Source organism: Bacteroides sp. 1001302B_160321_D4 (assembly GCF_015667765.1).
Classification (GTDB): Bacteria; Bacteroidota; Bacteroidia; order Bacteroidales; family Bacteroidaceae; genus Bacteroides; species Bacteroides xylanisolvens.
In genome coordinates this window covers 1-23,994 of sequence record NZ_JADPLO010000050.1, presented here as the reverse complement: position 1 = coordinate 23,994, position 23,994 = coordinate 1, and the positions used below count along the sequence as shown (strand labels likewise).

At 40.0% G+C, this 23,994-nt stretch carries 20 protein-coding genes and 2 pseudogenes; 16 read left to right on the top strand and 6 right to left on the bottom strand.

Annotated features, from left to right (window positions below; all coding sequences use genetic code 11):
* Positions 1-116: 116 nt before the first annotated feature.
* The gene (locus tag KFO40_RS18135) at positions 117-695 is read right to left on the bottom strand and encodes an HdeD family acid-resistance protein (protein ID WP_211146664.1); all 579 of its coding nucleotides are present in this window, start codon (positions 693-695) and stop codon (positions 117-119) included.
* Positions 696-888: 193 nt separating this feature from the next.
* On the opposite strand from KFO40_RS18135, the pseudogene KFO40_RS25760 reads away from it, so the two are divergent.
* Both KFO40_RS25760 and KFO40_RS18130 read left to right on the top strand, forming a co-directional pair.
* Positions 889-1,111, top strand: a pseudogene (locus tag KFO40_RS25760) (Ppx/GppA family phosphatase); the annotation flags it as partial.
* 169 nt (positions 1,112-1,280) lie between these two features.
* On the top strand, positions 1,281-1,928 hold the full coding sequence (locus KFO40_RS18130; protein WP_032811781.1) for a GNAT family N-acetyltransferase: 648 nt from the start codon (positions 1,281-1,283) through the stop codon (positions 1,926-1,928).
* Positions 1,929-2,712: 784 nt separating this feature from the next.
* Here KFO40_RS18130 and KFO40_RS25970 read toward each other — a convergent pair.
* The 3 genes and pseudogenes from KFO40_RS25970 to KFO40_RS18120 all read right to left on the bottom strand — a co-directional run.
* A pseudogene (locus KFO40_RS25970) lies at positions 2,713-3,150 on the bottom strand (LruC domain-containing protein); the annotation flags it as partial.
* Positions 3,086-3,586, bottom strand: coding sequence for a hypothetical protein (locus tag KFO40_RS25965; protein ID WP_032851507.1), 501 nt, complete (start codon positions 3,584-3,586; stop codon positions 3,086-3,088). The pseudogene KFO40_RS25970 and the gene KFO40_RS25965, both read right to left, overlap by 65 nt.
* A gap of 347 nt (positions 3,587-3,933) precedes the next feature.
* Complete coding sequence (locus KFO40_RS18120; RefSeq protein WP_049702569.1) at positions 3,934-5,793, bottom strand: SLC13 family permease; 1,860 nt, start codon at positions 5,791-5,793, stop codon at positions 3,934-3,936.
* Positions 5,794-6,131: 338 nt separating this feature from the next.
* Here KFO40_RS18120 and KFO40_RS18115 point away from each other — a divergent pair, with 338 nt between their 5' ends.
* Entirely contained in the window at positions 6,132-7,757 is a 1,626-nt protein-coding gene (locus KFO40_RS18115; RefSeq protein ID WP_087317748.1) for a PAS domain-containing sensor histidine kinase, read from the top strand.
* A gap of 231 nt (positions 7,758-7,988) precedes the next feature.
* Here the strand turns inward: KFO40_RS18115 and KFO40_RS18110 are convergent, their stop codons facing one another.
* Together KFO40_RS18110 and KFO40_RS18105 are read right to left on the bottom strand one after the other, a co-directional pair.
* A complete protein-coding gene (locus tag KFO40_RS18110; RefSeq protein WP_087317749.1) occupies positions 7,989-9,134 on the bottom strand; it encodes an iron-containing alcohol dehydrogenase in 1,146 nt (381 codons plus the stop codon).
* Positions 9,135-9,213: 79 nt separating this feature from the next.
* Complete coding sequence (locus KFO40_RS18105) at positions 9,214-9,354, bottom strand: hypothetical protein (RefSeq protein WP_004300101.1); 141 nt, start codon at positions 9,352-9,354, stop codon at positions 9,214-9,216.
* Positions 9,355-9,715: 361 nt separating this feature from the next.
* On the opposite strand from KFO40_RS18105, the gene trpB reads away from it, so the two are divergent.
* The 13 genes from trpB (at position 9,716) to KFO40_RS18040 (ending at position 23,544) form a co-directional block, all read left to right on the top strand.
* Positions 9,716-10,903: a tryptophan synthase subunit beta gene (gene trpB / locus KFO40_RS18100; protein ID WP_007752215.1), complete on the top strand. Its 1,188-nt coding sequence runs from the start codon at positions 9,716-9,718 to the stop codon at positions 10,901-10,903.
* Between the two features lie 48 nt (positions 10,904-10,951).
* The gene (locus KFO40_RS18095; protein ID WP_049702567.1) at positions 10,952-12,358 is read left to right on the top strand and encodes an anthranilate synthase component I family protein; all 1,407 of its coding nucleotides are present in this window, start codon (positions 10,952-10,954) and stop codon (positions 12,356-12,358) included.
* 133 nt (positions 12,359-12,491) lie between these two features.
* On the top strand, positions 12,492-13,058 hold the full coding sequence (locus KFO40_RS18090) for an anthranilate synthase component II (protein ID WP_117683546.1): 567 nt from the start codon (positions 12,492-12,494) through the stop codon (positions 13,056-13,058).
* A 4-nt stretch (positions 13,059-13,062) separates the two neighbouring features.
* Positions 13,063-14,058, top strand: coding sequence for an anthranilate phosphoribosyltransferase (gene trpD, locus KFO40_RS18085; protein ID WP_008022877.1), 996 nt, complete (start codon positions 13,063-13,065; stop codon positions 14,056-14,058).
* Positions 14,059-14,109: 51 nt separating this feature from the next.
* Positions 14,110-14,892 (top strand): indole-3-glycerol phosphate synthase TrpC, encoded by a 783-nt coding sequence (gene trpC / locus KFO40_RS18080; protein WP_049702565.1) that lies wholly within the window; start codon positions 14,110-14,112, stop codon positions 14,890-14,892.
* Between the two features lie 26 nt (positions 14,893-14,918).
* Positions 14,919-15,548: a phosphoribosylanthranilate isomerase gene (locus KFO40_RS18075; RefSeq protein WP_008640637.1), complete on the top strand. Its 630-nt coding sequence runs from the start codon at positions 14,919-14,921 to the stop codon at positions 15,546-15,548.
* 12 nt (positions 15,549-15,560) lie between these two features.
* Positions 15,561-16,331, top strand: a complete 771-nt coding sequence (gene trpA, locus KFO40_RS18070; protein WP_004316614.1) for a tryptophan synthase subunit alpha — start codon at positions 15,561-15,563, stop codon at positions 16,329-16,331.
* 214 nt (positions 16,332-16,545) lie between these two features.
* Positions 16,546-17,586, top strand: a complete 1,041-nt coding sequence (locus tag KFO40_RS18065) for an asparaginase (protein ID WP_049702564.1) — start codon at positions 16,546-16,548, stop codon at positions 17,584-17,586.
* Positions 17,587-17,826: 240 nt separating this feature from the next.
* Positions 17,827-20,211 (top strand): LruC domain-containing protein, encoded by a 2,385-nt coding sequence (locus KFO40_RS18060; RefSeq protein ID WP_049702563.1) that lies wholly within the window; start codon positions 17,827-17,829, stop codon positions 20,209-20,211.
* 234 nt (positions 20,212-20,445) lie between these two features.
* The gene (locus KFO40_RS18055; RefSeq protein ID WP_004300114.1) at positions 20,446-20,811 is read left to right on the top strand and encodes a PleD family two-component system response regulator; all 366 of its coding nucleotides are present in this window, start codon (positions 20,446-20,448) and stop codon (positions 20,809-20,811) included.
* Between the two features lie 17 nt (positions 20,812-20,828).
* Positions 20,829-21,986 (top strand): sugar transferase, encoded by a 1,158-nt coding sequence (locus tag KFO40_RS18050; protein ID WP_008022882.1) that lies wholly within the window; start codon positions 20,829-20,831, stop codon positions 21,984-21,986.
* An 11-nt stretch (positions 21,987-21,997) separates the two neighbouring features.
* Positions 21,998-22,945: a glycosyltransferase family 2 protein gene (locus KFO40_RS18045; protein ID WP_009040483.1), complete on the top strand. Its 948-nt coding sequence runs from the start codon at positions 21,998-22,000 to the stop codon at positions 22,943-22,945.
* A complete protein-coding gene (locus tag KFO40_RS18040) occupies positions 22,897-23,544 on the top strand; it encodes an acyltransferase (protein WP_117684304.1) in 648 nt (215 codons plus the stop codon). The genes KFO40_RS18045 and KFO40_RS18040 overlap by 49 nt, the downstream gene beginning before the upstream one ends.
* Positions 23,545-23,994: the final 450 nt, after the last annotated feature.

The following is a 23,994-nucleotide window of genomic DNA, read 5'->3' as shown; positions in this document are numbered from 1 at the left end:
CAAGTTGTATTGCAACGCATTTACACTCACAGTTCATCGTTATGAAATTATCTATTTCTTTTGTTGGTTGTTTTAAGTTTGCGGGGAGGGGTGCTGTGAAGCAGTCCTCTTCTTTTTTATTCGATCATCTTTGCATCCTCAATATCATCATCGTCATGTACCACCGGAGTCTTCGGACGACGACGGGTAAACTTGAACCAGTTGATTAATTCGGTAAGCGAATAAACCAAACTACTCACACCAATAATTATAAATGCAGTATTACGTGCTCCTGTCGGATTAAACAAAGCGATGATACCTGCAATAAGAATCAATGAAGGAACCAGGTAAAACGCTCCCGGAACAGGCATCCACCGACGTGCCATCGATAAAGAAGCAATCTGTTGCACTCCTCCCATTATCAGGATAAATCCCAATAGAAACATCAGAACATCTGCAAAGAATTCAGGCATCACAATCAGCCAAAGTCCAAATAATAAACTGCCGATTCCTTCTATCGGGAAACGGGGAGCCGCCTCACCTTCCTGTCTTTTCCGGCCGAAATAGCCAAAAAGGCTGATAACACCAGGAATCAAAAAGGCAACACCAACTGTAATGACAATGTAGCTGGCAGCCGCATTTGGCCAAATAACGAGCACCAATCCTATCACAAGTGCAAAGAGAATACGAATAAGGGAATAATTCATTGTTTTCATAAATTCTATATTTTTTAACCGAGTCTGTTCCAATACTTTTGCGAATATAAGTGTTTCTACTGATATATAAAAATAACAAATAAACATTGTAATAAGTTCGTAATAATATCGTTATGACGATTACATCCCACATTGATATTTTTGCAAAAAATTTAGACGGTTCTCTTTCAGTATGAAACAAAGTGAAATAAAAAAATCACTGCAAGATATATATGAAACATTGAAAGCTCTCTACCGAACAGTGTATCAAGCAATATAAGTTGAAACCGGACCGGGCCGATGTTATTGTACCTGCTGCTGAAATATTTCTCGAGATAGCTACTCATATAAAAGCCACCGGAATTATTGTACCTACCATCAGACTGTTCGACGGTATCATCAATAGTCTGTACACGCAAAATATGAACAAGGTTTAATTCTCTACAATCTTGATGCATCAATACAAAAAGCTCCTGATACTAGTGTATATTCAAACTTTGTATCGGGAGTTTTTGTCTCATCTTGCTATAATGTACAGATTCGTCCTTAAAGAGGTAAATATTCAAATTTTGTTCTCTATATTTGTGCAACTATATATTTGATAAGATGGATATAAAACTTAGAATTGAGCAACCTTCGGATTATAATGAAACCGAAAATGTCACACGGGAAGCCTTTTGGAATCATTTTTCTCCGGGGTGTGACGAACATTATCTGCTCCATATCATGCGTAACCATCCCAAATTTGTACCGGAACTCGATATTGTTGCAGAACTTAATGGCAAGATTGTCGGCAATGTGGTCTGCCTTAAATCATTTATCATGGCAGATGACGGTAACCAATATGAAGTATTGAGTCTGGGGCCTATTTCTGTTCTTCCCGAATATCAACAGAAAGGTATTGGAGGAAAAATGATTGCGCTGACCAAAGAACGAGCTTTCGATATGGGATTTCGTGCCATTTTACTTTGCGGTGATCCGGATTATTACCTCCGGCAAAGATTCATTCCTGCTGAAACATTAGGGATTCGCACCGAAGATAATATGTATGCCACAGCTCTTCATGTTTATGAATTATATGATAATGCTTTAGCCAACGCTAAAGGACGTTACATAGAAGATGAAATATATCAGGTCGATAAATCAGCTGCTAATGAGTTCGATAAGCGATTCCCTCCAAAGGAAATTATAGTTGGCACTCCGTCACAAAAGCGGTTCGATCAGATAGTAGTGATGCGGAGAAAAGCGATTTAAGTTTATTCAACCTTAAATCGCTTGATTTGTACATTACGGAAGTTCTATCGTGCTATGCCATCAAGCAACTATTATTCAACATAGCTACTATTCTTTGTCTCTTCATAGTTACAAAGCATTAAAATATATAATTGTAACAGAGAGAAAAAATGCCTTAACAATTGATGAAACCTATCTTATAGAAACTATAGTTTACAAAAAGTCACCATTGACACTTTGTAATTCTTAATCTACCAGGAATCGTTTCTTTCCTCCCTTTTATTGGAATAAAGAGTTTCTGCCACTGTAGAGGAATTTGCTCAAATCGTTATTCTATAATCAGGCACGATATATACACTTTTTGATACATCATCAAAACATTTACCACCAAAGAGAGATTATCTATACCAATAAAGTTTCCTTTTATTCTTTTCTATTTATCATTATCAAAGACCGAAATAGAAAAATCAATGGAAGGAAAGTAGAAAATACTAACAATATTTACGACATAGCGACACTATCCCAATGGTTTGCTTACTCTATCCATAGCTTTTGGTGACATTATCCGCATCTTTTGCTTACTTTATCCTTATGTTTTTCACAAATATAACGATGCTTTTCCGATAAAAACACGGTGCTTTTGTACAAAACAAGCAAAATTTTCAGCATTTTAAAGGTTTTTGCTTGCTAACAGAGAAAAATAACAAAACATGTGAGATAGCAAAATCCCTGATTACACAAACAATCGTCAGTATAATCAGGGATTCTAAAACTTTATGTAAAAAGTGTAGAGATGACGAAAAGTTTAGTACTGAATCACCTTGTCACTACTAACAGTCTTATACCAATCTGTGGTTGAGCTCTGATCGTGTGCCCAATCTGCAAATTTAGAATATGCATTCGTTATCACTGTTGTTTCTGTTGGATAAGCAAATTTATCAGGAACACAAAGAGCCCAAGTATTATTAACTGCCTTGATTACTTCGAGCACTTCATTATCTGCCAATTGCCCATTCGCCGTAGCCGAATTAAAATGAGTCAAATGGATTTCCGTTCTCTTTTGACCTATCCCCTGATAAGCAATGAAGAAGTCTAAGCCATCTGTCACACTAGGGACAGATATTGCATTCTTAAGTTTGACGTTCACTTCAAGAGTGTATATATCTGTAAGAGGGGTACTAGCATTCCCTGTATTCAACATGAGACGTTGTGCTCCTGTATATCCATATATAATGTGCGTCTCCTAAATGCGCTGTCACTGTACCATTTTCAATCGCTACCGGTTGAACCAGATAGCGTTTGTGCTCATCTATGCGTGCAACAAACACCTTATCAAGCGCTGTTGCACAATCCATCACCACATTCAAAGTCGTACTTTGATTGACAGTTCCTTCCGCTAAGAGTTTTGCTGTACTTCCCGGACTTAATGGATCGGCATCAAATATTTGTATCTTATAATCTACTCCCTGATCTCCATTAACTGACACACACGCTATCACACTTCGTGACACTGTCCAATCACCATCAAGATCGATGTTTTTTACAGGAAAAGTTTCTTCGTAAATTTGCTTCAGTTGATCTGCATCAAACAGATTTTTCTCATTATCAACACAACTGATAAAACTGATGGAAGACGCCAACAACGAGAAAGTGAATACTTTTGCAATGTTCTGTTTCATAATCTTTTAATGCTTTAGTTTGTTTTATTTGCGAAAAACATAAATCACTACTAATCAATAATCAGCAATGACGCACAAAGATAATTGTATTTATAAACATTATACAGATTACATTGCATTTTCCGATTTGCAGTTAACATCTTTTAAAGCGCCTCACTCTAATTATTTATATTAGAAGACAGTTAGTTATATCGTTGAATATTAAAATTTTAATACTATTTATTCAATAGTATACAGCAAAAAAAGAGTTGCATGGAAATATGCAACTCTTCATAAAAAGACAAAGATTCAGCGCTACAAATCTCTATTTCTTTCATCTCCCCCACTGACAAGATAAAAATCAAAGACTAAAAGGGGAAAATCAATGGCAATACAAAAATCATCACGATTCCCATAATAATCTGCAATGGCAATCCTACTTTTACATAATCCATAAAGGTATATTGTCCGGCAGGCATCACCAAGGCATTAGGCGGCGTAGAGAACGGAGAAGCAAAACACATACTTGCACCTACCGTCACGGCAAACAGGAAAGGAACCGGACTGACTCCAATCTGTATGGCACTTTGCAAAGCAATCGGAGCAAGCAAAACAGCGGTAGCCGTATTACTAATAAACATCGTCATCAACGAAGTCGTAAAATAAATACCTGCCATCAATGCAATCGGTCCATATGATCCCAAACCGTTCACCAATGTATTGGAAATATATTCCGAAGCTCCCGTTTTCTCCAATGCCAGAGACATAGGGAGCATGGCAGCAATCAATACAATACTTTCCCAGTTGATCGTTTTATAAGCCGCTTCCACATTGCGGAAACATCCCGTAAGCACCATCAATATACCCGCTATCATAACGGCTGTAACCGGAGCTACCGGAATGAAATCAAAAACCATCATTGCCACCATTAACACCATAATAGCAGCTGCTACCGGAGCTTTATAATCTAACGTAACTTTAGCCGCTTCCGCCAAAGGTTGTCCCAAAACAACCCAATCAGCATCTTCCTTGCTAAGACGGGCTATATTATTCCATGTTCCTTGCACCAAAAGCACGTCACCACTATGAATACGCTCATTCCCCAAATCTTGCAATAAATATTCCTTTTTACGACGAACCCCCAATACGTTCACATTAAACTTATCACGGAAACCAGCTGCTTTAATTGTCTGGTTTATCAAATTAGAAGATGGCATCAATACTATTTCAGCAATACCGATATCATAAAAATCAAGCGAATTAGTCGTACTTTTTGTTTCTTCCGTTGCATGGTCGCCCAAGATCTCCAACAGGTAATCTTCCGCAAAGAGTTGCACCTTATCAAAGTCTCCAGTCACATACAAAATATCCTCTACTTCTAACATCGTGTCCGGTGCAGCAAACTTTTGAGTAATCGTTTTTAGAAAACGATGTTGCGATGCATCACCACGACGAACTTCCATAATATTCAAACCATATTTACGGCGAATATCCAGATCAATAATTGTCTTCCCCAAAAGCCTTGAATCTTTTATCACCTGTAAACGAAACAAATTACTGGAAAGTCCATATTCATTAACCAACTGTTTCAATGACTTGCCCGAACGTTTATTATCATCTTTCTGGCCTTTTTTAGAAAGAAACCATTTACTAAGCGGCATCAGAACCAGTGTACCGACAATTACACAGACAATGCCGACAGGCAGGAAAGAGAAGAAAGAAAGCGGCTCAAGTCCGGCGGAAGTCAACGTATTCTGTATCACAAGGTTCGGCGGAGTACCAATCAGAGTCATCATACCTCCCATACTACTTGCAAAAGCCAACGGCATCAACAGCCTGCTGGGATTCATGCCGGCACTCATCGCCAGACTAACAACAATAGGAAGCATCAATGCCACCGTACCTGTGTTACTGACAAACGCGCCAATGACAGAAGTCACCAACATCACCAATAGAAACAACCGGATCTCACTGGTTCCCGCAAGTTTAAGAATTCGGGAACTAATCATTTTTGCCAGTCCCGTCTGGAAAATAGCCCCTCCTACAACAAACAATCCGATCATCATAATGACTACCGAATTGGAAAAACCGGAGAGTGCCTCGTCAGGAGTTAATATCTGAAAAACAAGTAAGGCTATCAGCGCACATAGCGCCACAATATCCGAACGAACCTTGCCGTTCACGAAAAAGACAGCCGAAAGAACGAGAATAATAATGGTTATCAGCATACGTAATTAAATGATTGTTTTATTTTGACTCTATCAAAACTAATTTAGGTGAACAAAAATAGAAAATACTCCAGCGTTATTAAAACAAATTAGAAATGATTTTAGTTCATGAGACATCATTTAATATTTTAATACATTTTACCTCTAAAAAAAGAATCAAAATTAAGCAAAATATCATACCATACAGGAAATAAAAGACACCATACGTCCCCATTTATCCATCACATTTTATTACACTGTCACAATATAAGGTTGAAAATCAATATATTTATGTATTATCTTTTGATAATTCAGAGAACAATTCATATCTTTACAACCTTATTTATATCAAACATTTTATGGCAAACAATATTTTGTTAATTTCTTGGATTAGTGAAGCATATTGGAGTTATAATTATTTACTGGTAATTATTTTACTCCTTATCATCAGCATCTTATTATATAGAATCCGTAAATTACAAAAAACGATTAAAAAAACCAATCATTCCTACCGTTTCTCTTTTGACATTCTCGACAACCTTCCTTTTCCTATCTTCGTAAAAGACATTACAAATGATTTCCGATACTATTACTGGAATAAAGAATCAGCCGCTCAATCCGGCATTAGCAGTGAAGAAGCCATCGGACATACTGACTACGAAATATACGGAGAAGAAAGAGGAGAAAAATACCGGAATATCGACAAAGAACTCGTACAAGAAGGCAAAGTATACCGCAAAGAAGAAAAATATATCACTCCCGATGGAATCACCCATGATACGATTGCTGTAAAATCAATTATTTCATGGGAAGGGGAAAAAAGATGGCTGCTCGCAACCCGATGGGAGATCACTCAACTCAAGAATTATGAAAGAGAATTGGTTGCAGCCAAAGAAGAACTGGAAAAAGCATTGAAGAAGCAGAAACTAGCTCTAAAAAGTATTGACTTCGGGCTTATCTATATTGATAAAAATTACCGGGTGCAATGGGAAGAAACAAGACAAATCGCCAGCCTGGTAAAAGGAAGACGATACATACCGGGAAAAATTTGCTATCAGACCAGTGCACTTCGTAATGAACCATGTGGACAATGTGCTTTCAAGAAAGCAATCGAACAAGGCAAAATAATCCGACATACAATCAGAGTAGACGATGTCGATTTTGAAGTGACCGCAACTCCCGTTTTTGGCGACGAAAAAGAAACTGAAATTATTGGCGGATTACTTCGTTTTGAAAACATCACTGAAAAACTAAAAATGAACAGAATGTTGCAAGAGGCAAAGGAAAAAGCCGAAGAATCCAATCGACTAAAATCTGCCTTTCTCGCTAATATGAGCCATGAAATACGAACCCCACTAAACGCAATTGTAGGATTTTCCGAAATGGTTTGTCAGACAGAGGAGGAAGAAGAGAAACAGGAGTTCGTGAAAATAATCTCCAGCAACAACATCTTATTATTGCAACTGATAGACGATATTCTGGATCTTTCCAAAATCGAAGCCGGTACTATGGAATTCACATTTGCGCAAACTGACATTAATGAACTGATGGAAGGTATTTGCAGACAAATGCAAGAAAAAAACTCTTCACCGGACGTACAAATCGTATTCACAGAGAGAGCAAATCAATGTATTATTAATACAGACCGCATACGCTTATCACAGGTTATCATCAACTTTACAAACAATGCCTTAAAGTTCACTTCCAAAGGTTCTATCGAAATGGGATACCGGATTGAAGAAGCAAGTGATGAAATATACTTTTATGTAAAAGATACAGGTATCGGAATTCCTGCTGACAAAATAGACAAGGTGTTCGAACGTTTCGTCAAACTGAATTCGTTTATTAAAGGAACAGGTCTCGGACTAGCCATCTGTCGTGTCATAGTAGAGCGGCTGGGAGGAGTTATCGGAGCGGAATCTAAAGAAGGAGAAGGTTCTTGTTTCTGGTTCAAAATTCCAAGAACAGAGAAAATTGAGAAATAGTAAGCAGAATACCGAAAAGCCTTGGATTTATAAAATCATTCTTTCTACTGCTACTGATTATGAAGTATACCCTGTAAGATGATAATACTGCCCCGCTACTTTACATTATTACCACTACTAATGAAATGTACCCCAAAAGTTTTATATCCAACTTTTAGGGTACACATTTTATTTAGCAAGAAGGATTTTTCGGAAACCTTCTTATTCTATAAACTTCATGTAAGAGTGTGCCTAAAGTGCAGTCTCTAATATTCTACGAGCAACAGCACCTGTTACATTTCCATTCTCACCATATTTAGCACCACGTTCATTGAAGCGGCGTTCGATTTCCAGAATAGTTTCCTGTCCGATGTTCTCTTCATGCAAACGTGTAGTCAGTCCCAGTGAACGGAAAAATTCTTCGGTACGGCAAATTGCTTCATCAATCCGCTCTTCTCTTGTACCGGAAGTAATTCCCCAAACTCTTTCACCATACTGCAAAAGCTTATCCCCTTTTTCTTCATGAAGCACTTGCAACGTGGCAGGAAGAACAATGGCTAACGTATGGCCATGTGTCAATCCGTGCAAAGCAGTAATTTCATGCCCGATCATGTGAGTAGCCCAGTCTTGAGACACTCCCATAGCAATAAATCCATTCAATGCCATTGTAGCCGAAAGCATAAAATCAGCCATCAGTTGATAATCATGCTGGTTTTCACGAATTTTCGGAGCAATCTCCACCAAAGTTTGTAGAATACCTTCCGCCCAACGGTCCATAACGCGACTCTGTCCGGAAGTAGTCATATATTGCTCCATCACATGAACATAGGTATCAGCCAATCCACAAGCTACCTGATGAGGTGGCAAGGTAAAAGTTACTTCCGGATCAAGAATAGAGAAGATTGGATAGTTGGCATAAAAAGGATATTTCTCTTTCGTTTCGCGACGGGAAATAACTGCTCCGTTATTCATTTCCGAACCGGTAGCAGGCAAAGTCAATACAGTGGAAAGAGGTACAGTATGAGTTACCGGGCGTCCGGCAAGTACTAAATCCCAGGCATCACCATTATACAGGATTCCTGCGGAAATCAATTTCGTACCGTCAATAACAGAACCGCCGCCAACAGCCAGCAAATAGTCCACTTTCTCTTCTTTTCCCAAAGCAATCGCTTTACGGAGAGTTTCGATGGCAGGATTGGGTTCGATTCCCCAGAATTCTACCGTAAAATGGTCCTTCAATGCTTCCTTTACCTGATCGTACACTCCGTTTTTCTTCACGCTTCCGCCGCCAAAAGTAATCATAATACGTTTGTCGGACGGTATTTCTTTAGCCAGCCGGGCAATCATCCCTTTTCCCATGATTAGTTTCACGGGATTTTGAAAAATAAAATTTTCCATATCTTAGTCTATTGTTATTATTTTGGTTATTAGTCACTATCCTTGCAAAGATACATGATTTATCCAAAGCCTGTCAGAATCAAGCAAAGAATTGTTGTGCCACGGAAGGAACCATAGCCGACAACCAGGGTTTCATATCCTCTGCTACCAATAACCAATACAATAATAATATAATGAAAATGGCAATAGCGATACCTACTAAAACTTTTCTCTGTTTCATAATTGTTTTTGTTTAAATATTCAATATTTATAAGAACAGTTCAGGTTGAAAATTGTTCTATATCAGAAAAATGAAGGCAAAAGAGAAAAAAAGTCATATTTTGTTTGCTGTTTCAAACAAAGTGTCTATATTTGCCCCCATAAAATTACAAAAGACAATGAGAACAATGTTAGTAAATACATATTGGTGGTGGCGCCCGTTACAACTCCGACAGTCGTAAGGGAGCAGTGCTCGTATGTATATACCTCATTAAAGATATAACAAATTTGAAAGAGCCCTGTCGCAACCTGCGACAGGGCTCTTTTTATTTACCCCCGTTTCAAAACAGATTCAATAATAACATAAAAATAGATATAGGATTATGAAAAGTTTTTTAGTTGACCAGGATGGCTATTACGGAGAATTCGGCGGTGCTTACGTACCGGAAATCCTCCACAAATGTGTTGAGGAACTAACGAATAAGTACCTCGAAGTGATTGAAAGCGAAGATTTTAAAAAAGAATTCGACCAGTTGCTACGTGACTACGTAGGACGTCCCTCCCCACTCTATCTAGCCAAACGTCTTTCTGAAAAATACGGTTGCAAATTGTATCTGAAGCGGGAAGACCTAAATCATACAGGTGCTCATAAAATCAACAATACCATCGGACAAATCTTACTGGCACGCCGCATGGGAAAGAAGCGTATCATCGCCGAAACCGGAGCCGGACAACATGGAGTAGCAACAGCTACCGTCTGTGCATTGATGGATATGGAATGTATCGTTTATATGGGAAAGACGGATGTAGAACGCCAGCACATCAATGTAGAGAAAATGAAAATGTTGGGAGCTACCGTTATCCCCGTTACTTCCGGCAACATGACTCTGAAAGATGCAACCAACGAAGCGATCCGCGACTGGTGCTGTCACCCTGCCGACACTTATTATATCATCGGATCTACCGTAGGCCCTCATCCCTACCCTGACATGGTGGCACGCCTGCAATCTGTTATCAGCGAAGAAATCAAAAAGCAACTGCAAGAAAAAGAAGGACGTGATTATCCGGATTATCTGATAGCCTGCGTGGGAGGAGGAAGTAATGCTGCCGGAACGATTTATCATTATATCAACGACGAACGGGTAGGCATTATCCTGGCGGAAGCGGGAGGTAAAGGAATAGAGACCGGAATGACTGCCGCTACCATCCAACTCGGCAAAATGGGAATTATCCACGGAGCACGTACCTATGTCATCCAAAACGAGGACGGACAGATAGAGGAGCCATACTCCATTTCTGCCGGACTGGATTATCCGGGCATTGGTCCGATACACGCTAACCTTGCCGCCCAAAGCCGTGCCAACGTATTGGCAATCAACGACGACGAAGCGATAGAAGCTGCCTACGAACTAACCAAACTCGAAGGTATTATCCCTGCATTGGAATCCGCCCATGCATTAGGAGCTTTGAAAAAATTGAAGTTCAAGCCGGAAGATATCGTTGTATTGACTGTTTCGGGACGAGGAGACAAAGATATTGAAACCTATTTGTCGTTTAACGAACAGCTATAAATAATTAGTCAACCATCATTCGCAATCAATAATCAAGCAATTATAGAAATGAAAACATTTAATTATACTACCCATAGCAAACAAGTGCTCGGAGATATGCATACTCCCGTCAGCATTTATCTGAAAGTACGCGACATGTATCCTCAATCCGCATTAATGGAAAGTTCCGATTATCATGCCGGAGAAAATTCCCTGTCATTTATAGCCCTTTGTCCCTTGGCAAGTATCGGTGTAAACGGTGGCATTGTCACTGCCAACTATCCCGATAATAGCCGTACGGAAGAACCGCTGACAAAAACATTCAATGTAGAAAAGGCTATGAACCGGTTTATCAATAAGTTCCAGGTGACCGGAGATAATAAGAATGTATGCGGGCTTTACGGATACACGACGTTTAATGCCGTGAAGTACTTCGAGCATATCCCGGTGAAAGAAAGTCATGATGAGCAAAACGATGCTCCGGATTTACTATACATATTATATAAGTATGTCATTGTTTTCAATCATTTCAAAAATGAGCTGACATTAGTTGAAATGTTGTCCGAAGGAGAAGAAAGCGGTTTGCCGGAACTGGAAGCAGCCATCGAAAACCGGAATTATGCTTCCTATAATTTCTCTGTAACAGGCCCCGTAACCAGCCCCATCACCGACGAAGAACACAAAGCAAATGTGCGCAAAGGAATCGCACACTGTATGCGCGGAGATGTTTTCCAAATCGTGCTTTCCAGAAGATTTATCCAACCATACGCTGGGGATGATTTCAAAGTTTATCGCGCACTCCGCAGCATCAATCCTTCTCCTTATCTTTTCTATTTCGACTTCGGAGGATATCGTATCTTTGGTTCTTCACCGGAAACACATTGCAAAATCGAAAACGGCCGCGCCTACATTGATCCGATTGCCGGAACCACCCGTCGCACGGGAGACACAGTAAAAGACCGCGAATTGACAGAGGCTTTACTGGCCGACCCTAAAGAAAATGCAGAGCATGTCATGCTGGTTGATCTTGCTAGAAACGATCTTTCACGTAATTGCCATGACGTACGCGTGGTATTCTATAAGGAACCGCAATATTATAGCCATGTTATTCATTTGGTAAGCCGTGTCAGCGGTATGCTGAATGAAGGCGCAGACAAAATAAAAACGTTTATTGACACGTTCCCGGCCGGTACGTTAAGCGGCGCCCCCAAAGTACGCGCTATGCAGTTAATCAGTGAAATCGAGCCACATAATCGTGGAGCCTACGGTGGTTGTATCGGTTTTATCGGATTGAATGGCGAATTAAACCAAGCAATCACCATCCGTACTTTTGTAAGCCGCAACAACGAACTCTGGTTCCAGGCCGGAGGAGGTATCGTAGCACGCAGCCAAGATGAATACGAACTGCAAGAGGTGAACAATAAACTGGGAGCACTGAAAAAAGCAATTGATTTAGCTGTCAAACTAAAAAATTAACCGTCCCAAATAGTCAGCCTAAAAAATAATTGCTGTTGCCTGAAAAAAGATTCCCGTTGCCTAAACGCTTCTATTTCTTTAGGCAGAAAAGCAGAGATAGTATTTGAACAACCATTTTACAATGACAATAAAAATGAAAATATTACTTTTAGATAACTACGACTCTTTCACTTATAACCTGCTGCATGTAGTGAAAGAATTAGGGGCTACAGATATAGAAGTAGTCCGCAACGACCAGATAGAGCTTGATGAAGTAGATCGTTTTGATAAAATCATCCTGTCTCCCGGACCGGGCATACCCGAAGAAGCCGGCTTGTTACTACCTATTATTAAGAGATACGCTCCGACCAAAAGCATTCTAGGGGTTTGCCTGGGTCATCAGGCTATCGGCGAAGCCTTCGGAGCACGTCTGGAAAATCTCAAAGAAGTATATCATGGCGTACAAACTCCGGTAAGCATCCTTCGTCAGGACCTGCTTTTTGAAGGATTAGGAAAAGAAATCCCTGTTGGAAGATATCATTCCTGGGTAGTCAGCCGGGAAGGCTTTCCGGACTGTCTGGAAATAACAGCAGAAAGCCAGGAGGGACAAATCATGGCAATCCGCCATAAAACGTATAATGTACATGGTATTCAGTTCCATCCCGAATCAGTATTAACTCCGCAAGGAAAAGAAATTATCAAAAACTTCTTAAACGATTAAACTTATGAAACAGATTCTATACAAACTTTTCGAACATCAATATTTGGGACGCGATGAAGCGCGCACCATTCTACAGAACATCGCGCAAGGGAAATATAACGATGTGCAAGTGGCCTCACTCATCACCGTCTTTCTGATGCGTAATATTTCCGTAGAGGAATTATGCGGTTTCCGTGACGCACTGTTGGAAATGCGTATTCCGGTCGATTTGAGTGATTTCGCTCCGATTGATATCGTAGGAACCGGAGGTGACGGAAAAAACACATTCAATATTTCTACAGCTTCCTGCTTTACAGTTGCCGGAGCCGGCTTCCCGGTTGTGAAACATGGTAACTATGGAGCAACGTCGGTCAGTGGTGCCAGTAATGTAATGGAGCAACACGGTGTAAAATTCACCAGTGATGTAGACCAACTGCGTCGCAGCATGGAAAAATGCAATCTTGCTTATCTACATGCCCCTTTATTCAATCCGGCATTAAAAGCAGTAGCTCCGGTTCGTAGAGGATTGGCAGTGCGCACTTTCTTCAATATGCTCGGTCCATTGGTAAATCCGGTATTACCTGCTTACCAATTGTTAGGAGTTTACAATCTACCGTTACTTCGCCTTTACACCTATACTTATCAGGAAAGCAAGACGAAATTTGCTGTTGTTCATAGCCTTGACGGATATGATGAGATTTCTCTGACCAATGAGTTTAAAGTGGCAACCAGCGATCATGAAAAGATTTACACTCCCGAAAGCCTCGGCTTCTCCCGTTATAAGGATATTGATCTGGATGGCGGACAAACACCGGAAGATGCAGCTAAGATTTTCGATCATATCATGAATAATACAGCTACGGAAGCTCAAAAAAATGTAGTGATAGTCAACTCCGCTTTCGCTATCCATGTGATTCGTCCGGAAAAGACAATTGAAGAATGTATTGCTCTTGCCAAAGAATCATTGGAAAGTGGACGAGCATTAGCTACACTAAAAAAATTCATTGAATTGAATAGTTAATTTGATTTACGATTAGCAAGTCTGATTATAAATATAAAAACAAACGAACTGATGAAAGATATATTATCCGAGATTATAGCAAACAAACGATTTGAAGTTGACCTGCAAAAGCAGGCTATTTCTATCGAACAATTACAGGAAGGTATCAGCGAATCTCCGACTCCCCGCTCTATGAAGCAGGCATTAGCCTCTTCCACATCAGGTATTATCGCCGAGTTCAAGCGGCGCTCTCCTTCCAAAGGATGGATACAAGAAGAAGTGCGTCCGGAAGAGATCGTTCCCTCCTATGCAGCGGCAGGTGCCTCCGCCCTTTCCATCCTTACTGATGAGAAGTTTTTCGGAGGAAGCCTGAAAGATATCCGCGCCGCACGCCCTTTGGTGGAAATTCCCATCCTTAGAAAGGACTTCATCATTGATGAATACCAGCTTTACCAAGCTAAAATTGTTGGTGCAGATGCCGTACTTCTCATTGCAGCCGCACTAGAACCGGAAAAATGCAATGAACTTGCAGAAAAAGCCCATGAATTAGGACTGGAGGTCTTATTAGAGATTCATAGTTCCGAAGAACTGGCGTACATTAACAAAGGAATAGATATGGTAGGTATCAACAACCGTAATCTGGGTACTTTCTTCACCGATGTAGAAAACTCTTTCCGCCTGGTCGGACAACTTCCTCAAGATGCGGTACTGGTATCTGAAAGCGGCATCTCCGATCCGGAAATAGTTAAACGCCTCCGGGCAGCCGGATTCCGGGGATTCCTGATCGGCGAAACATTTATGAAAACACAGCGACCGGGAGAAACTTTACAGAATTTCCTACAAGCCATTCAATAAACTAATTATTCAAAACGGACAGCCCTATGATTAACGGAAAAATTATCAAAGTATGCGGTATGCGAGAAGCTGAAAACATACAGGACGTAGAGGCTATCGAAGGCATAGATATGCTGGGATTCATCTTTTATCCTAAATCTCCCCGATGTGTCTACGAGCTTCCGGCTTACCTGCCCACTCATGCCCGGCGTGTCGGCGTCTTTGTCAATGAAGACAAGCAAGTGGTCAGCATGTATGCTGATCGTTTCGGACTGAATGATGTGCAACTCCACGGAAATGAATCACCGGAATACTGCCGGTCTTTACATTCTACCGGATTGAAAATCATCAAGGCCTTTTCTGTAGACCGCCCCAAAGACTTGAAAAAGGTGTATGACTACGAAAAAGTCTGTGATCTTTTTCTGTTCGATACCAAATGCGAGCAATATGGTGGTTCGGGAAATCAATTTGATTGGAGCATATTACACACATATAACGGAGATGTACCTTTCCTTTTGAGCGGAGGTATCAACTCATACAGTGCCAATGCCCTGAAAGAATTCAAGCATCCCCGGCTTGCCGGATATGATCTCAACAGCCGTTTTGAAACCAAACCGGGAGAAAAAGATCCGGAGCGTATCCGGACATTTTTAAACGAATTAAAATCATCACTTTAAAATTCCAACGTCATGAATAGAATTAATCAACTTTTCAATAGCAACAAGAAAGACATACTTTCTATTTATTTTTGTGCCGGCACCCCCACTTTAGATGGTACTGCCAATGTAATCCGCACACTCGAAAAACATGGAGTAAGCATGATTGAAATCGGTATTCCTTTCAGTGATCCGATGGCAGACGGCATTGTTATCCAGAATGCCGCTACCCAAGCATTGCGCAACGGCATGTCTTTAAAACTTCTTTTTGAACAATTGCGGGATATTCGCAAGGACGTAAAAATACCACTTGTATTCATGGGGTACTTAAATCCAATCATGCAATTCGGATTTGAAAACTTCTGCCGTAAATGCGTGGAATGCGGTATTGATGGCGTCATCATCCCCGATCTCCCTTTCCGTGATTATCAAGAACATTATCGTATCATTGCCGAGCGCTACAACATTAAAGTGATTATGCTCATCACACCGGAGACCAGCGAAGAACGGGTACGCGAAATAGATACACATACCGACGGATTCATTTACATGGTTTCATCAGCAGCAACTACCGGAGCACAACAGAATTTCAACGAACAAAAACAGGCATACTTCAAGAAAATAAAAGATATGCATCTGAACAATCCGTTGATGATAGGATTTGGTATCTCCAATAAAGCGACATTCCAGGCAGCTTGCGAACACGCTTCCGGAGCTATCATCGGCAGTAAGTTCGTTACTCTGCTCGAAGAAGAAAAAGACCCGGAAAAAGCCATCCTTAAATTAAAAGAAGCGGTGAAATGATTTATGATTTATGAATTATGATTTATGTGAATCAGCAGTTGAAGCCAAGTCATTGGTAATTCTAATAAATTAATCAAGTGTGAGGGACGTGAGGGAGGTTCACATGAATGATAAATCTACAAAATCATTCGAAAACTCATAAATCATAATTCATAAATCATAAATCACTATTTTTTCCTATCTTTGCCAGCGTTTTAACAGTAATTCAACAATTATGAGAGCAGAAACCCCTTCCGTTTTGTTAATTTACACGGGTGGAACTATCGGAATGATAGAGAATCCGGAAACAGGTGCCTTAGAAAACTTCAACTTCGATCATTTGCTTAAGCATGTACCCGAACTAAAAAGATTCAACTACCGCATCTCTTCCTACCAATTTGATCCCCCTCTCGACTCTTCGGATATGGAACCTGCTTACTGGGCAAAGCTAGTAAAGATTATCAATTACAATTATGATTATTTTGATGGTTTTGTCATCCTTCACGGAACAGATACGATGGCTTACACAGCCTCTGCATTAAGCTTTATGCTCGAAAACCTAAGCAAGCCCGTCATTCTCACCGGTTCCCAGCTCCCAATCGGAACTTTGCGCACAGACGGAAAAGAAAATCTCATCACAGCCATTGAAATCGCAGCTGCCAAAAACCCGGATGGTACGGCCATCGTTCCTGAAGTTTGTATTTTCTTTGAAAATCATTTGATGCGTGGCAACCGTACCACCAAAATTAATGCGGAGAATTTTAACGCTTTCCGCTCTTTCAATTATCCACCCTTGGCACGGGTAGGTATCCACATCAAATATGAACCCCATCTTATCCGGAAACCAGATCCGACAAAACCATTAAAGCCGCATTATCTATTTGACACCAATGTAGTTATTTTGACCCTCTTCCCTGGTATCCAAGAGAGTATCGTAACTTCTCTGCTTCATGTTCCCGGATTGAAGGCAGTTGTCATGAAAACCTTCGGTTCAGGAAATGCCCCGCAAAAGGAATGGTTCATCCGCCAACTAAAAGAAGCTACCGATCGCGGAATTATCATTGTCAACATCACACAGTGTGCCTCCGGAGCAGTAGAGATGGGACGTTATGAAACAGGAATGCACCTTTTGGAAGCAGGTGTAATCAGCGGATATGACAGCACTCCCGAATGTGCCATAACAAAGCTCATGTTTTTATTGGGACATGGATTACCCAACAAGGATATCCGATATAAAATGAACTCCTGCTTAATAGGAGAAATTACTAAGTCTTAAATTAAATACACTTAATATAATCCTTTGATTTTCATTTTAAGCGGTCTTATAAAAGTGAAAATCAAGGGATTCTCTTCATCATCACCGAGACTTCATCAAACCTAAACGAGCCAAAGAAGAACCAAAACGGAAGTATAGTTGTTTTCACCCTATAAAATAACAGAAAAAACATTTCCAATAAAAGATATGCAGTTATTTTTGTGATGGATTTGGTTACAAACAATCAAGCAATAATACATTATGATGAAGAAAACAGTTCAATTTGTGCCCATTATTGCAATAGCAATAGCAGGTACTATGTTTAGTTGTGTGGACTCCGGAAAGGATCTCTATGATCCGTCTTATGAAACACCTAACCCGATGGGAAACGGCTTTGCTGCTCCCGATGATATCGATTGGAACATGATAACCACAAAAAATGTTTCAGTCGAAGTGAAAGATGAAGAAGGAGGGCAATTTGCTTATTTAATTGAAATATATGCAGAAGATCCTTTGACTAACGAAAATGCTTCCGTACTCGCTGCAAGGACAGCTAACAAAGAAAATAACTTTAAATTTACAGCTGCTGTCAGCCTGCTTCCCACTCAAAAGGGTATTTACGTGAAACAAACTGACCCTAGAGGACGTGAACAGGTATATCAGTTCGATGTGCCCGAAAACAGCGATAATATTACCTGTAAGCTCTATTATGCAGAATCTGCAGCACAAAATAGAGCATTAATGAGTCGTGGTGTCGCTACTAGAAGCCTTGCATTTAAAAAACCGGATTATTCTTCCATACCAGCTGACGCTAAGGAAGTTACAGAAATGACAGGAACTACTTTACTGCGTAATGCTAATTACAAAATCACCTCTGACTATAATGGTATATTCAAATTTGACGGATATGACGGTGATATTGCAACCAGAGTTTATGTAGATGCCCAATGGACTATTCCTGCAACTTTCCAATTCCAGAACGGAATTGAAATCATTGTGATGAACAATGCAAAGATTAATGCATCAGGAACCATGACGTTCATCAGAAACTCCATGCTGACTATCATGGAAAAAGGAGAAGTAAACGCAGACGATGTATCATTCACTAATGGAGCGCCTGCTGCATTAAGAAACTGGGGGACACTGGCGGTAACAAATACCATGATTCTGCATTCCGGTGCAACACTCTACAACGAAGGAACCATAACAAGCAGAGACATCTCAATCAATTCTAACACAAAAATTGTGAATGATAATAAAATTGAGCTTGAAGGTACATTAAATCTGCCATCTAATTTCTCACTAGAAAATAACGGAGAGATTTATGGTAAGGAATTAATTGCAAATTCTAATGCTGTTGCTACCAATAACAACATCATGAGATTTACAACTATCAGCCTCACCAATACAACATTCAACAATGCTTGCAGTCTGGAAGCCACAACTTCTTTCTATGCAAACGGAGCAACATTCAACTTTACCCAAGGATACTTAAAAGCTCCTACGATGGAGTTTGTTAATGGGACAGTCAACTTGAGCAATGGTTCTATGCTGGATGCAACTACAAGTATTTACATGAATACAGCTCATGCTAAATTTTACGGAAAAGGCGAAAATACTTCTATGATAAAATCTCCGGTTATAACCGGACAAGGTTTTACGTATGATGGAAATTTAGTTATTGAATGTGATAATCATGTTGAAAAGAGCCCATATTGGAACAACTTCTATGTACAAAATGGCGCATACTTTACTAAAATGGGAGAATCCAAAGTCGTGATAGAAGTCTGCACGGGTACTAAGAATAATGGAAATGAAGGAGAAGAACCAGAAGATCCTAAATTCCCGATCATCATGGATGACACTCGTAATTACGCTTATCTATTTGAAGACCAGTGGCCTTTATATGGAGATTACGATATGAACGATCTTGTTTTGATTATCAAAGAAAGAAAGATTTCCATCAACAAGGATAATAAGGCAGAAGAGTTCACGCTAAGTCTTGATTTATCGGCTGCGGGAGCTACGAAGAGCATCGGAGCTGCTATCATGCTGGACGGTGTTCCTGCCAGTGCTATCACACAACCGGTGGTGTTCAGTGATAACTCTCTTGCTAAAAACTTTAATGTGAATAGTAATAAGATTGAGAACGGCCAGGACTATGCTGTTATCCCATTATTTGACGATGCTCACAACGCATTGGGAAGAGACCGTTACGAACAGATTAATACCATTAAAGATCATTCTGCCAATACGAATCCTAAAAATATCAGTTTCACTATCAAGTTCAGCAACCCAATTTCTGTGGATGAGCTTAATATCAACAAACTGAATGTGTTCATCTTCGTAGAAGGAAACAGAAACCAGCGTAAAGAGATCCATATCGTCGGTTACCAACCCACTAAGTTAGCAAATACCGACTTGTTCGGAGGCAACAACGACGATAGCTCTACTTCCCGCAAAAGATATTACATCAGTAAAGATAACCTAGCATGGGGAATCATGGTTCCGACAGACTTCAAATGGCCTTTGGAATATATGAATATCAAATCTGCTTACTCGCTGTTCGAAAGTTGGGTAACAAGTGGCGGTACTAAGAATGAAGAATGGTGGAAAACTTTTGATTCATCAAGAGTCTATAAATAAGCCAAACAGTCAATCATCAACACGGATTTCATGAAAGTTGAAATCCGTGTTTTTTCATCAAGATACTGTTAGTCGCAATTAATAGAAAAAAAACATATATCACGAATTTTACTCTCCAGAATGGAGATTATTCTAAAATAATATCTATATTTGCAGTGTATCACAAACATAATGTGACAACAATCTCAATCAATAAATCAAATAACAAAGCAAGCGATAGAAAGGTCTATTCGTATGAAGAAAAAAATATTACTAGTCGACGATAAATCGACAATCGGAAAAGTGGCCGGTGTGTATCTAGGAAAAGAGTATGATTTTACCTATTTGGAAGATCCCATCAAAGCAATAGAATGGCTTAATGAAGGCAATGTACCTGACCTCATTATTTCAGACATTCGTATGCCTCTTATGATGGGTGATGAATTTTTAAGATACATGAAGAACAATGAATTATTCAAGTCAATTCCTATCGTTATGTTATCCAGCGAAGAAAGTACAACGGAAAGAATCAGACTACTGGAAGAGGGAGCAGAAGACTATATCCTGAAACCATTCAACCCATTGGAACTCAAAATCCGAATCAAAAAGATTATTGACTAATACCGGGTCTTCTACACATGCAATATTTTGTTTATATAGGCAGAGATAGCAAAACAATAGAACTACTCTCCCGACTAAGTATTGGGGTATTCTATGCTGCGTCCAATTGTAGCAAAGCTGTCAAAGTATTGGAGAAAATACGCGAAAAATATGACGCAGCCCTATTTTTCGAACAGGTGAACTTATCCCAAGATATTGCAGATATCCAATACATGCGCAAAAAATATCCGGGACTTTATATGATACTCGTCATCGATTCCTTGTCTAAGGAAGAAGCATCCGAATATCTTAAAGCCGGCATTAACAATACAATCAAATATGAAACGAGCCAAGAGGCTTTAAAGGACTTATCGACTTTCCTTAAACGAAGAAAAGATCAGAAAATAAAGGCACTTCAGCTTAAAACACAAAATATTAATGCTTTCCGGTTGCCTTTATGGAAACGAACTTTTGATATATTCTTTTCGGGAATGGCGATATTATGCCTTTCTCCTCTCCTAATATTTACTGCATTAGCTATCCGGTTAGAAAGCAAGGGTCCCATTATCTACAAATCCAAGCGAGTAGGAAGTAACTATCAGATATTCGACTTCCTTAAATTCCGTTCGATGTACACTGATGCCGACAAGCATTTAAAGGATTTCAATGCTCTTAACCAGTATCAACAGGAAGATGAGGATATTTGGGGGGAAGAACTGGAACCGGATATTAATGAAGAAGCCGACGAAGAAGAAATCCTCCTGATATCGGACGATTTCGTAATCTCCGAAGAAGACTACATCAACAAGAAGTCCAAAGAAAAAAGCAATGCTTTCGTTAAATTGGAAAATGACCCGCGAATAACAAAGATAGGACGTATTATCCGTAAATATAGTATTGACGAATTACCCCAGCTTATTAATATTTTAAAGGGGGATATGTCAATAGTAGGCAACCGTCCTCTCCCACTCTACGAAGCCGAATTGCTGACAAGCGATGAGCACATCGACCGTTTCATGGGTCCGGCCGGATTGACCGGTTTATGGCAGGTAGAGAAAAGAGGCGAAGCCGGTAAACTTTCTGCCGAAGAACGCAAGCAGTTGGATATCACCTATGCAAAGACATTCTCTTTCTGGCTGGATATAAAGATTATTCTGAAAACAGTTACTGCATTCATTCAAAAAGAGAACGTATAATCTCCTTTCAGATGATAGACTCTTATATCTACATAATAGATGATCTGATATTCTTTTGTACAGGGCTTTTGCTGCTATACCTCTTTGTGATGGCCGTAGCTTCACATTTCAAACATATCACTTATCCTAAAGCTCAAAAAACATATCGTTGCGCTATTCTCGTTCCGGAAGGAAGCCTTCTTCCGGAAATATATAAAGAAGAATCATACGAGTTTATCACATACAGCGATCTGCATCAGGCAATCAACAGTTTAGACCAGGAGCATTACGATCTGGTTCTCTTTCTGTCCCATACAGCCTCTGCTTTATCTCCGCAATTTCTGGACAAAATATACAATGCATACGATGCCGGTATACAAGCCATCCAGCTACATACGGTAATAGAAAACCGCAAAGGTTTCCGTAATCGCTTCCGTGCTATACGTGAAGAAATAAAAAACAGCCTTTGCAGAGCCGGTAATACACAATTCGGACTATCCTCCCATTTGCTGGGAACTAATATGGCAATCGATCTGAAATGGCTGCAAAAGAACATGAAAAGTTCCAAAACCAATATTGAGCGAAAGTTATTCCGGCAGAATATATACATTGATTACCTGCCGGACGTAATTGTATACTGCCAATCCGCTCCGGTCTGCCCTTATCGGAAACGTATCCGGAAAACGACTTCCTACTTGCTCCCTTCCATATTTGAGGGAAACTGGAGTTTCTGCAACCGGATCGTACAACAATTGACACCTTCTCCACTTAAATTATGTATCATCGTAAGCGTTTGGGCTTCGTTGATAACCGTATACAATTGGACCTTATCATTCGGATGGTGGATCGCACTCTTCGGTCTATTAATCACTTACAGCCTGGCAATCCCTGATTATCTGGTAGAAGACAAAAAGAAGAAAAAACATTCAATATGGAGAAAAAAACACTTAAACAACGAATTAAAGAAAACCCCGGCTTGAAACAGGCTGTGCATCGTTTCATCATGCATCCCGTTAAAACTCGCCCCAACTGGTGGATACGGCTCTTCGATTTCATATACCTGAAACGTGGAAAGGGTTCTGTCATCTACCGGAGTGTCCGCAAAGACCTCCCTCCTTTCAACCGGTTCTTCTTGGGAAAATATTCTGTTGTCGAAGATTTCTCCTGTCTGAACAATGCAGTTGGCGACTTAACAATCGGAGATTATACACGCATCGGATTAAGAAATACAATCATAGGTCCGGTTCATATCGGTAACCACGTCAATCTGGCACAGAATGTAACAGTCACAGGACTCAACCACAATTATCAGGATGCGGAAAAGATGATTGATGAACAAGGAGTCAGCACACTGCCTGTTGTCATTGAGGATGATGTATGGGTAGGCGCCAATTCGGTCATTCTACCGGGAGTAACTTTAGGAAGACATTGCGTAGTGGCTGCCGGAAGCGTAGTCAGTCATTCCGTTCCACCTTATTCAATATGCGCCGGATGCCCTGCCAGAATCATAAAAGCATACGATTTCGAGACTAAAGAGTGGAAGAAAGTAGAGAAAGCGCCTGCCACTAACCATAAATAGTGAGAACTACTACATAATATACCTCATAAAGGTGATTGTGACTCATACTGAAACGCACTATCTTTGCAGTATCAGAATTGAATTAATTAGTCATAATTTTATTACGTAGCCACATTTAAGTAAAAATGAAATAGAGTCCTGCCGAAGCGATTTCGTCAGGATCTTGTTTTTATTCTCCTCCTTAACTATAAGACCAAATGAAAATATTCGTCGATAGATTCATTCCCGTACTGATTTCACCACAGAGGACACGGAGGACACAGAGGTTTACTATTTTTTATTCACTATAGAGTAACACAGAGTCTCACGTATTTAGAATCGTATTTATCGCTCTGTTTTACTTACGGAAAGAGAGAGAAACCTCTGTGTCCTCGGCTCAGTTGTAATTCTTGGGGGATTAAGTTTAGTCAATTCCCTTCATGCATATACCTTTGCTAGCCTAAAAAGGAA

Excerpts from the sequence above, each read along its gene's own strand:
- KFO40_RS18135 (WP_211146664.1), bottom strand. The coding sequence starts at position 695 with ATGAAAACAATGAATTATTCCCTTATTCGTATTCTCTTTGCACTTGTG.
- KFO40_RS18130 (WP_032811781.1), top strand. The coding sequence starts at position 1,281 with ATGGATATAAAACTTAGAATTGAGCAACCTTCGGATTATAATGAAACC.
- KFO40_RS25965 (WP_032851507.1), bottom strand. The coding sequence starts at position 3,586 with ATGAAACAGAACATTGCAAAAGTATTCACTTTCTCGTTGTTGGCGTCT.
- KFO40_RS18120 (WP_049702569.1), bottom strand. The coding sequence starts at position 5,793 with ATGCTGATAACCATTATTATTCTCGTTCTTTCGGCTGTCTTTTTCGTG.
- KFO40_RS18115 (WP_087317748.1), top strand. The coding sequence starts at position 6,132 with ATGGCAAACAATATTTTGTTAATTTCTTGGATTAGTGAAGCATATTGG.
- KFO40_RS18110 (WP_087317749.1), bottom strand. The coding sequence starts at position 9,134 with ATGGAAAATTTTATTTTTCAAAATCCCGTGAAACTAATCATGGGAAAA.
- KFO40_RS18105 (WP_004300101.1), bottom strand. The coding sequence starts at position 9,354 with ATGAAACAGAGAAAAGTTTTAGTAGGTATCGCTATTGCCATTTTCATT.
- trpB (WP_007752215.1), top strand. The coding sequence starts at position 9,716 with ATGAAAAGTTTTTTAGTTGACCAGGATGGCTATTACGGAGAATTCGGC.
- KFO40_RS18095 (WP_049702567.1), top strand. The coding sequence starts at position 10,952 with ATGAAAACATTTAATTATACTACCCATAGCAAACAAGTGCTCGGAGAT.
- KFO40_RS18090 (WP_117683546.1), top strand. The coding sequence starts at position 12,492 with ATGAAAATATTACTTTTAGATAACTACGACTCTTTCACTTATAACCTG.
- trpD (WP_008022877.1), top strand. The coding sequence starts at position 13,063 with ATGAAACAGATTCTATACAAACTTTTCGAACATCAATATTTGGGACGC.
- trpC (WP_049702565.1), top strand. The coding sequence starts at position 14,110 with ATGAAAGATATATTATCCGAGATTATAGCAAACAAACGATTTGAAGTT.
- KFO40_RS18075 (WP_008640637.1), top strand. The coding sequence starts at position 14,919 with ATGATTAACGGAAAAATTATCAAAGTATGCGGTATGCGAGAAGCTGAA.
- trpA (WP_004316614.1), top strand. The coding sequence starts at position 15,561 with ATGAATAGAATTAATCAACTTTTCAATAGCAACAAGAAAGACATACTT.
- KFO40_RS18065 (WP_049702564.1), top strand. The coding sequence starts at position 16,546 with ATGAGAGCAGAAACCCCTTCCGTTTTGTTAATTTACACGGGTGGAACT.
- KFO40_RS18060 (WP_049702563.1), top strand. The coding sequence starts at position 17,827 with ATGATGAAGAAAACAGTTCAATTTGTGCCCATTATTGCAATAGCAATA.
- KFO40_RS18055 (WP_004300114.1), top strand. The coding sequence starts at position 20,446 with ATGAAGAAAAAAATATTACTAGTCGACGATAAATCGACAATCGGAAAA.
- KFO40_RS18050 (WP_008022882.1), top strand. The coding sequence starts at position 20,829 with ATGCAATATTTTGTTTATATAGGCAGAGATAGCAAAACAATAGAACTA.
- KFO40_RS18045 (WP_009040483.1), top strand. The coding sequence starts at position 21,998 with ATGATAGACTCTTATATCTACATAATAGATGATCTGATATTCTTTTGT.
- KFO40_RS18040 (WP_117684304.1), top strand. The coding sequence starts at position 22,897 with ATGGAGAAAAAAACACTTAAACAACGAATTAAAGAAAACCCCGGCTTG.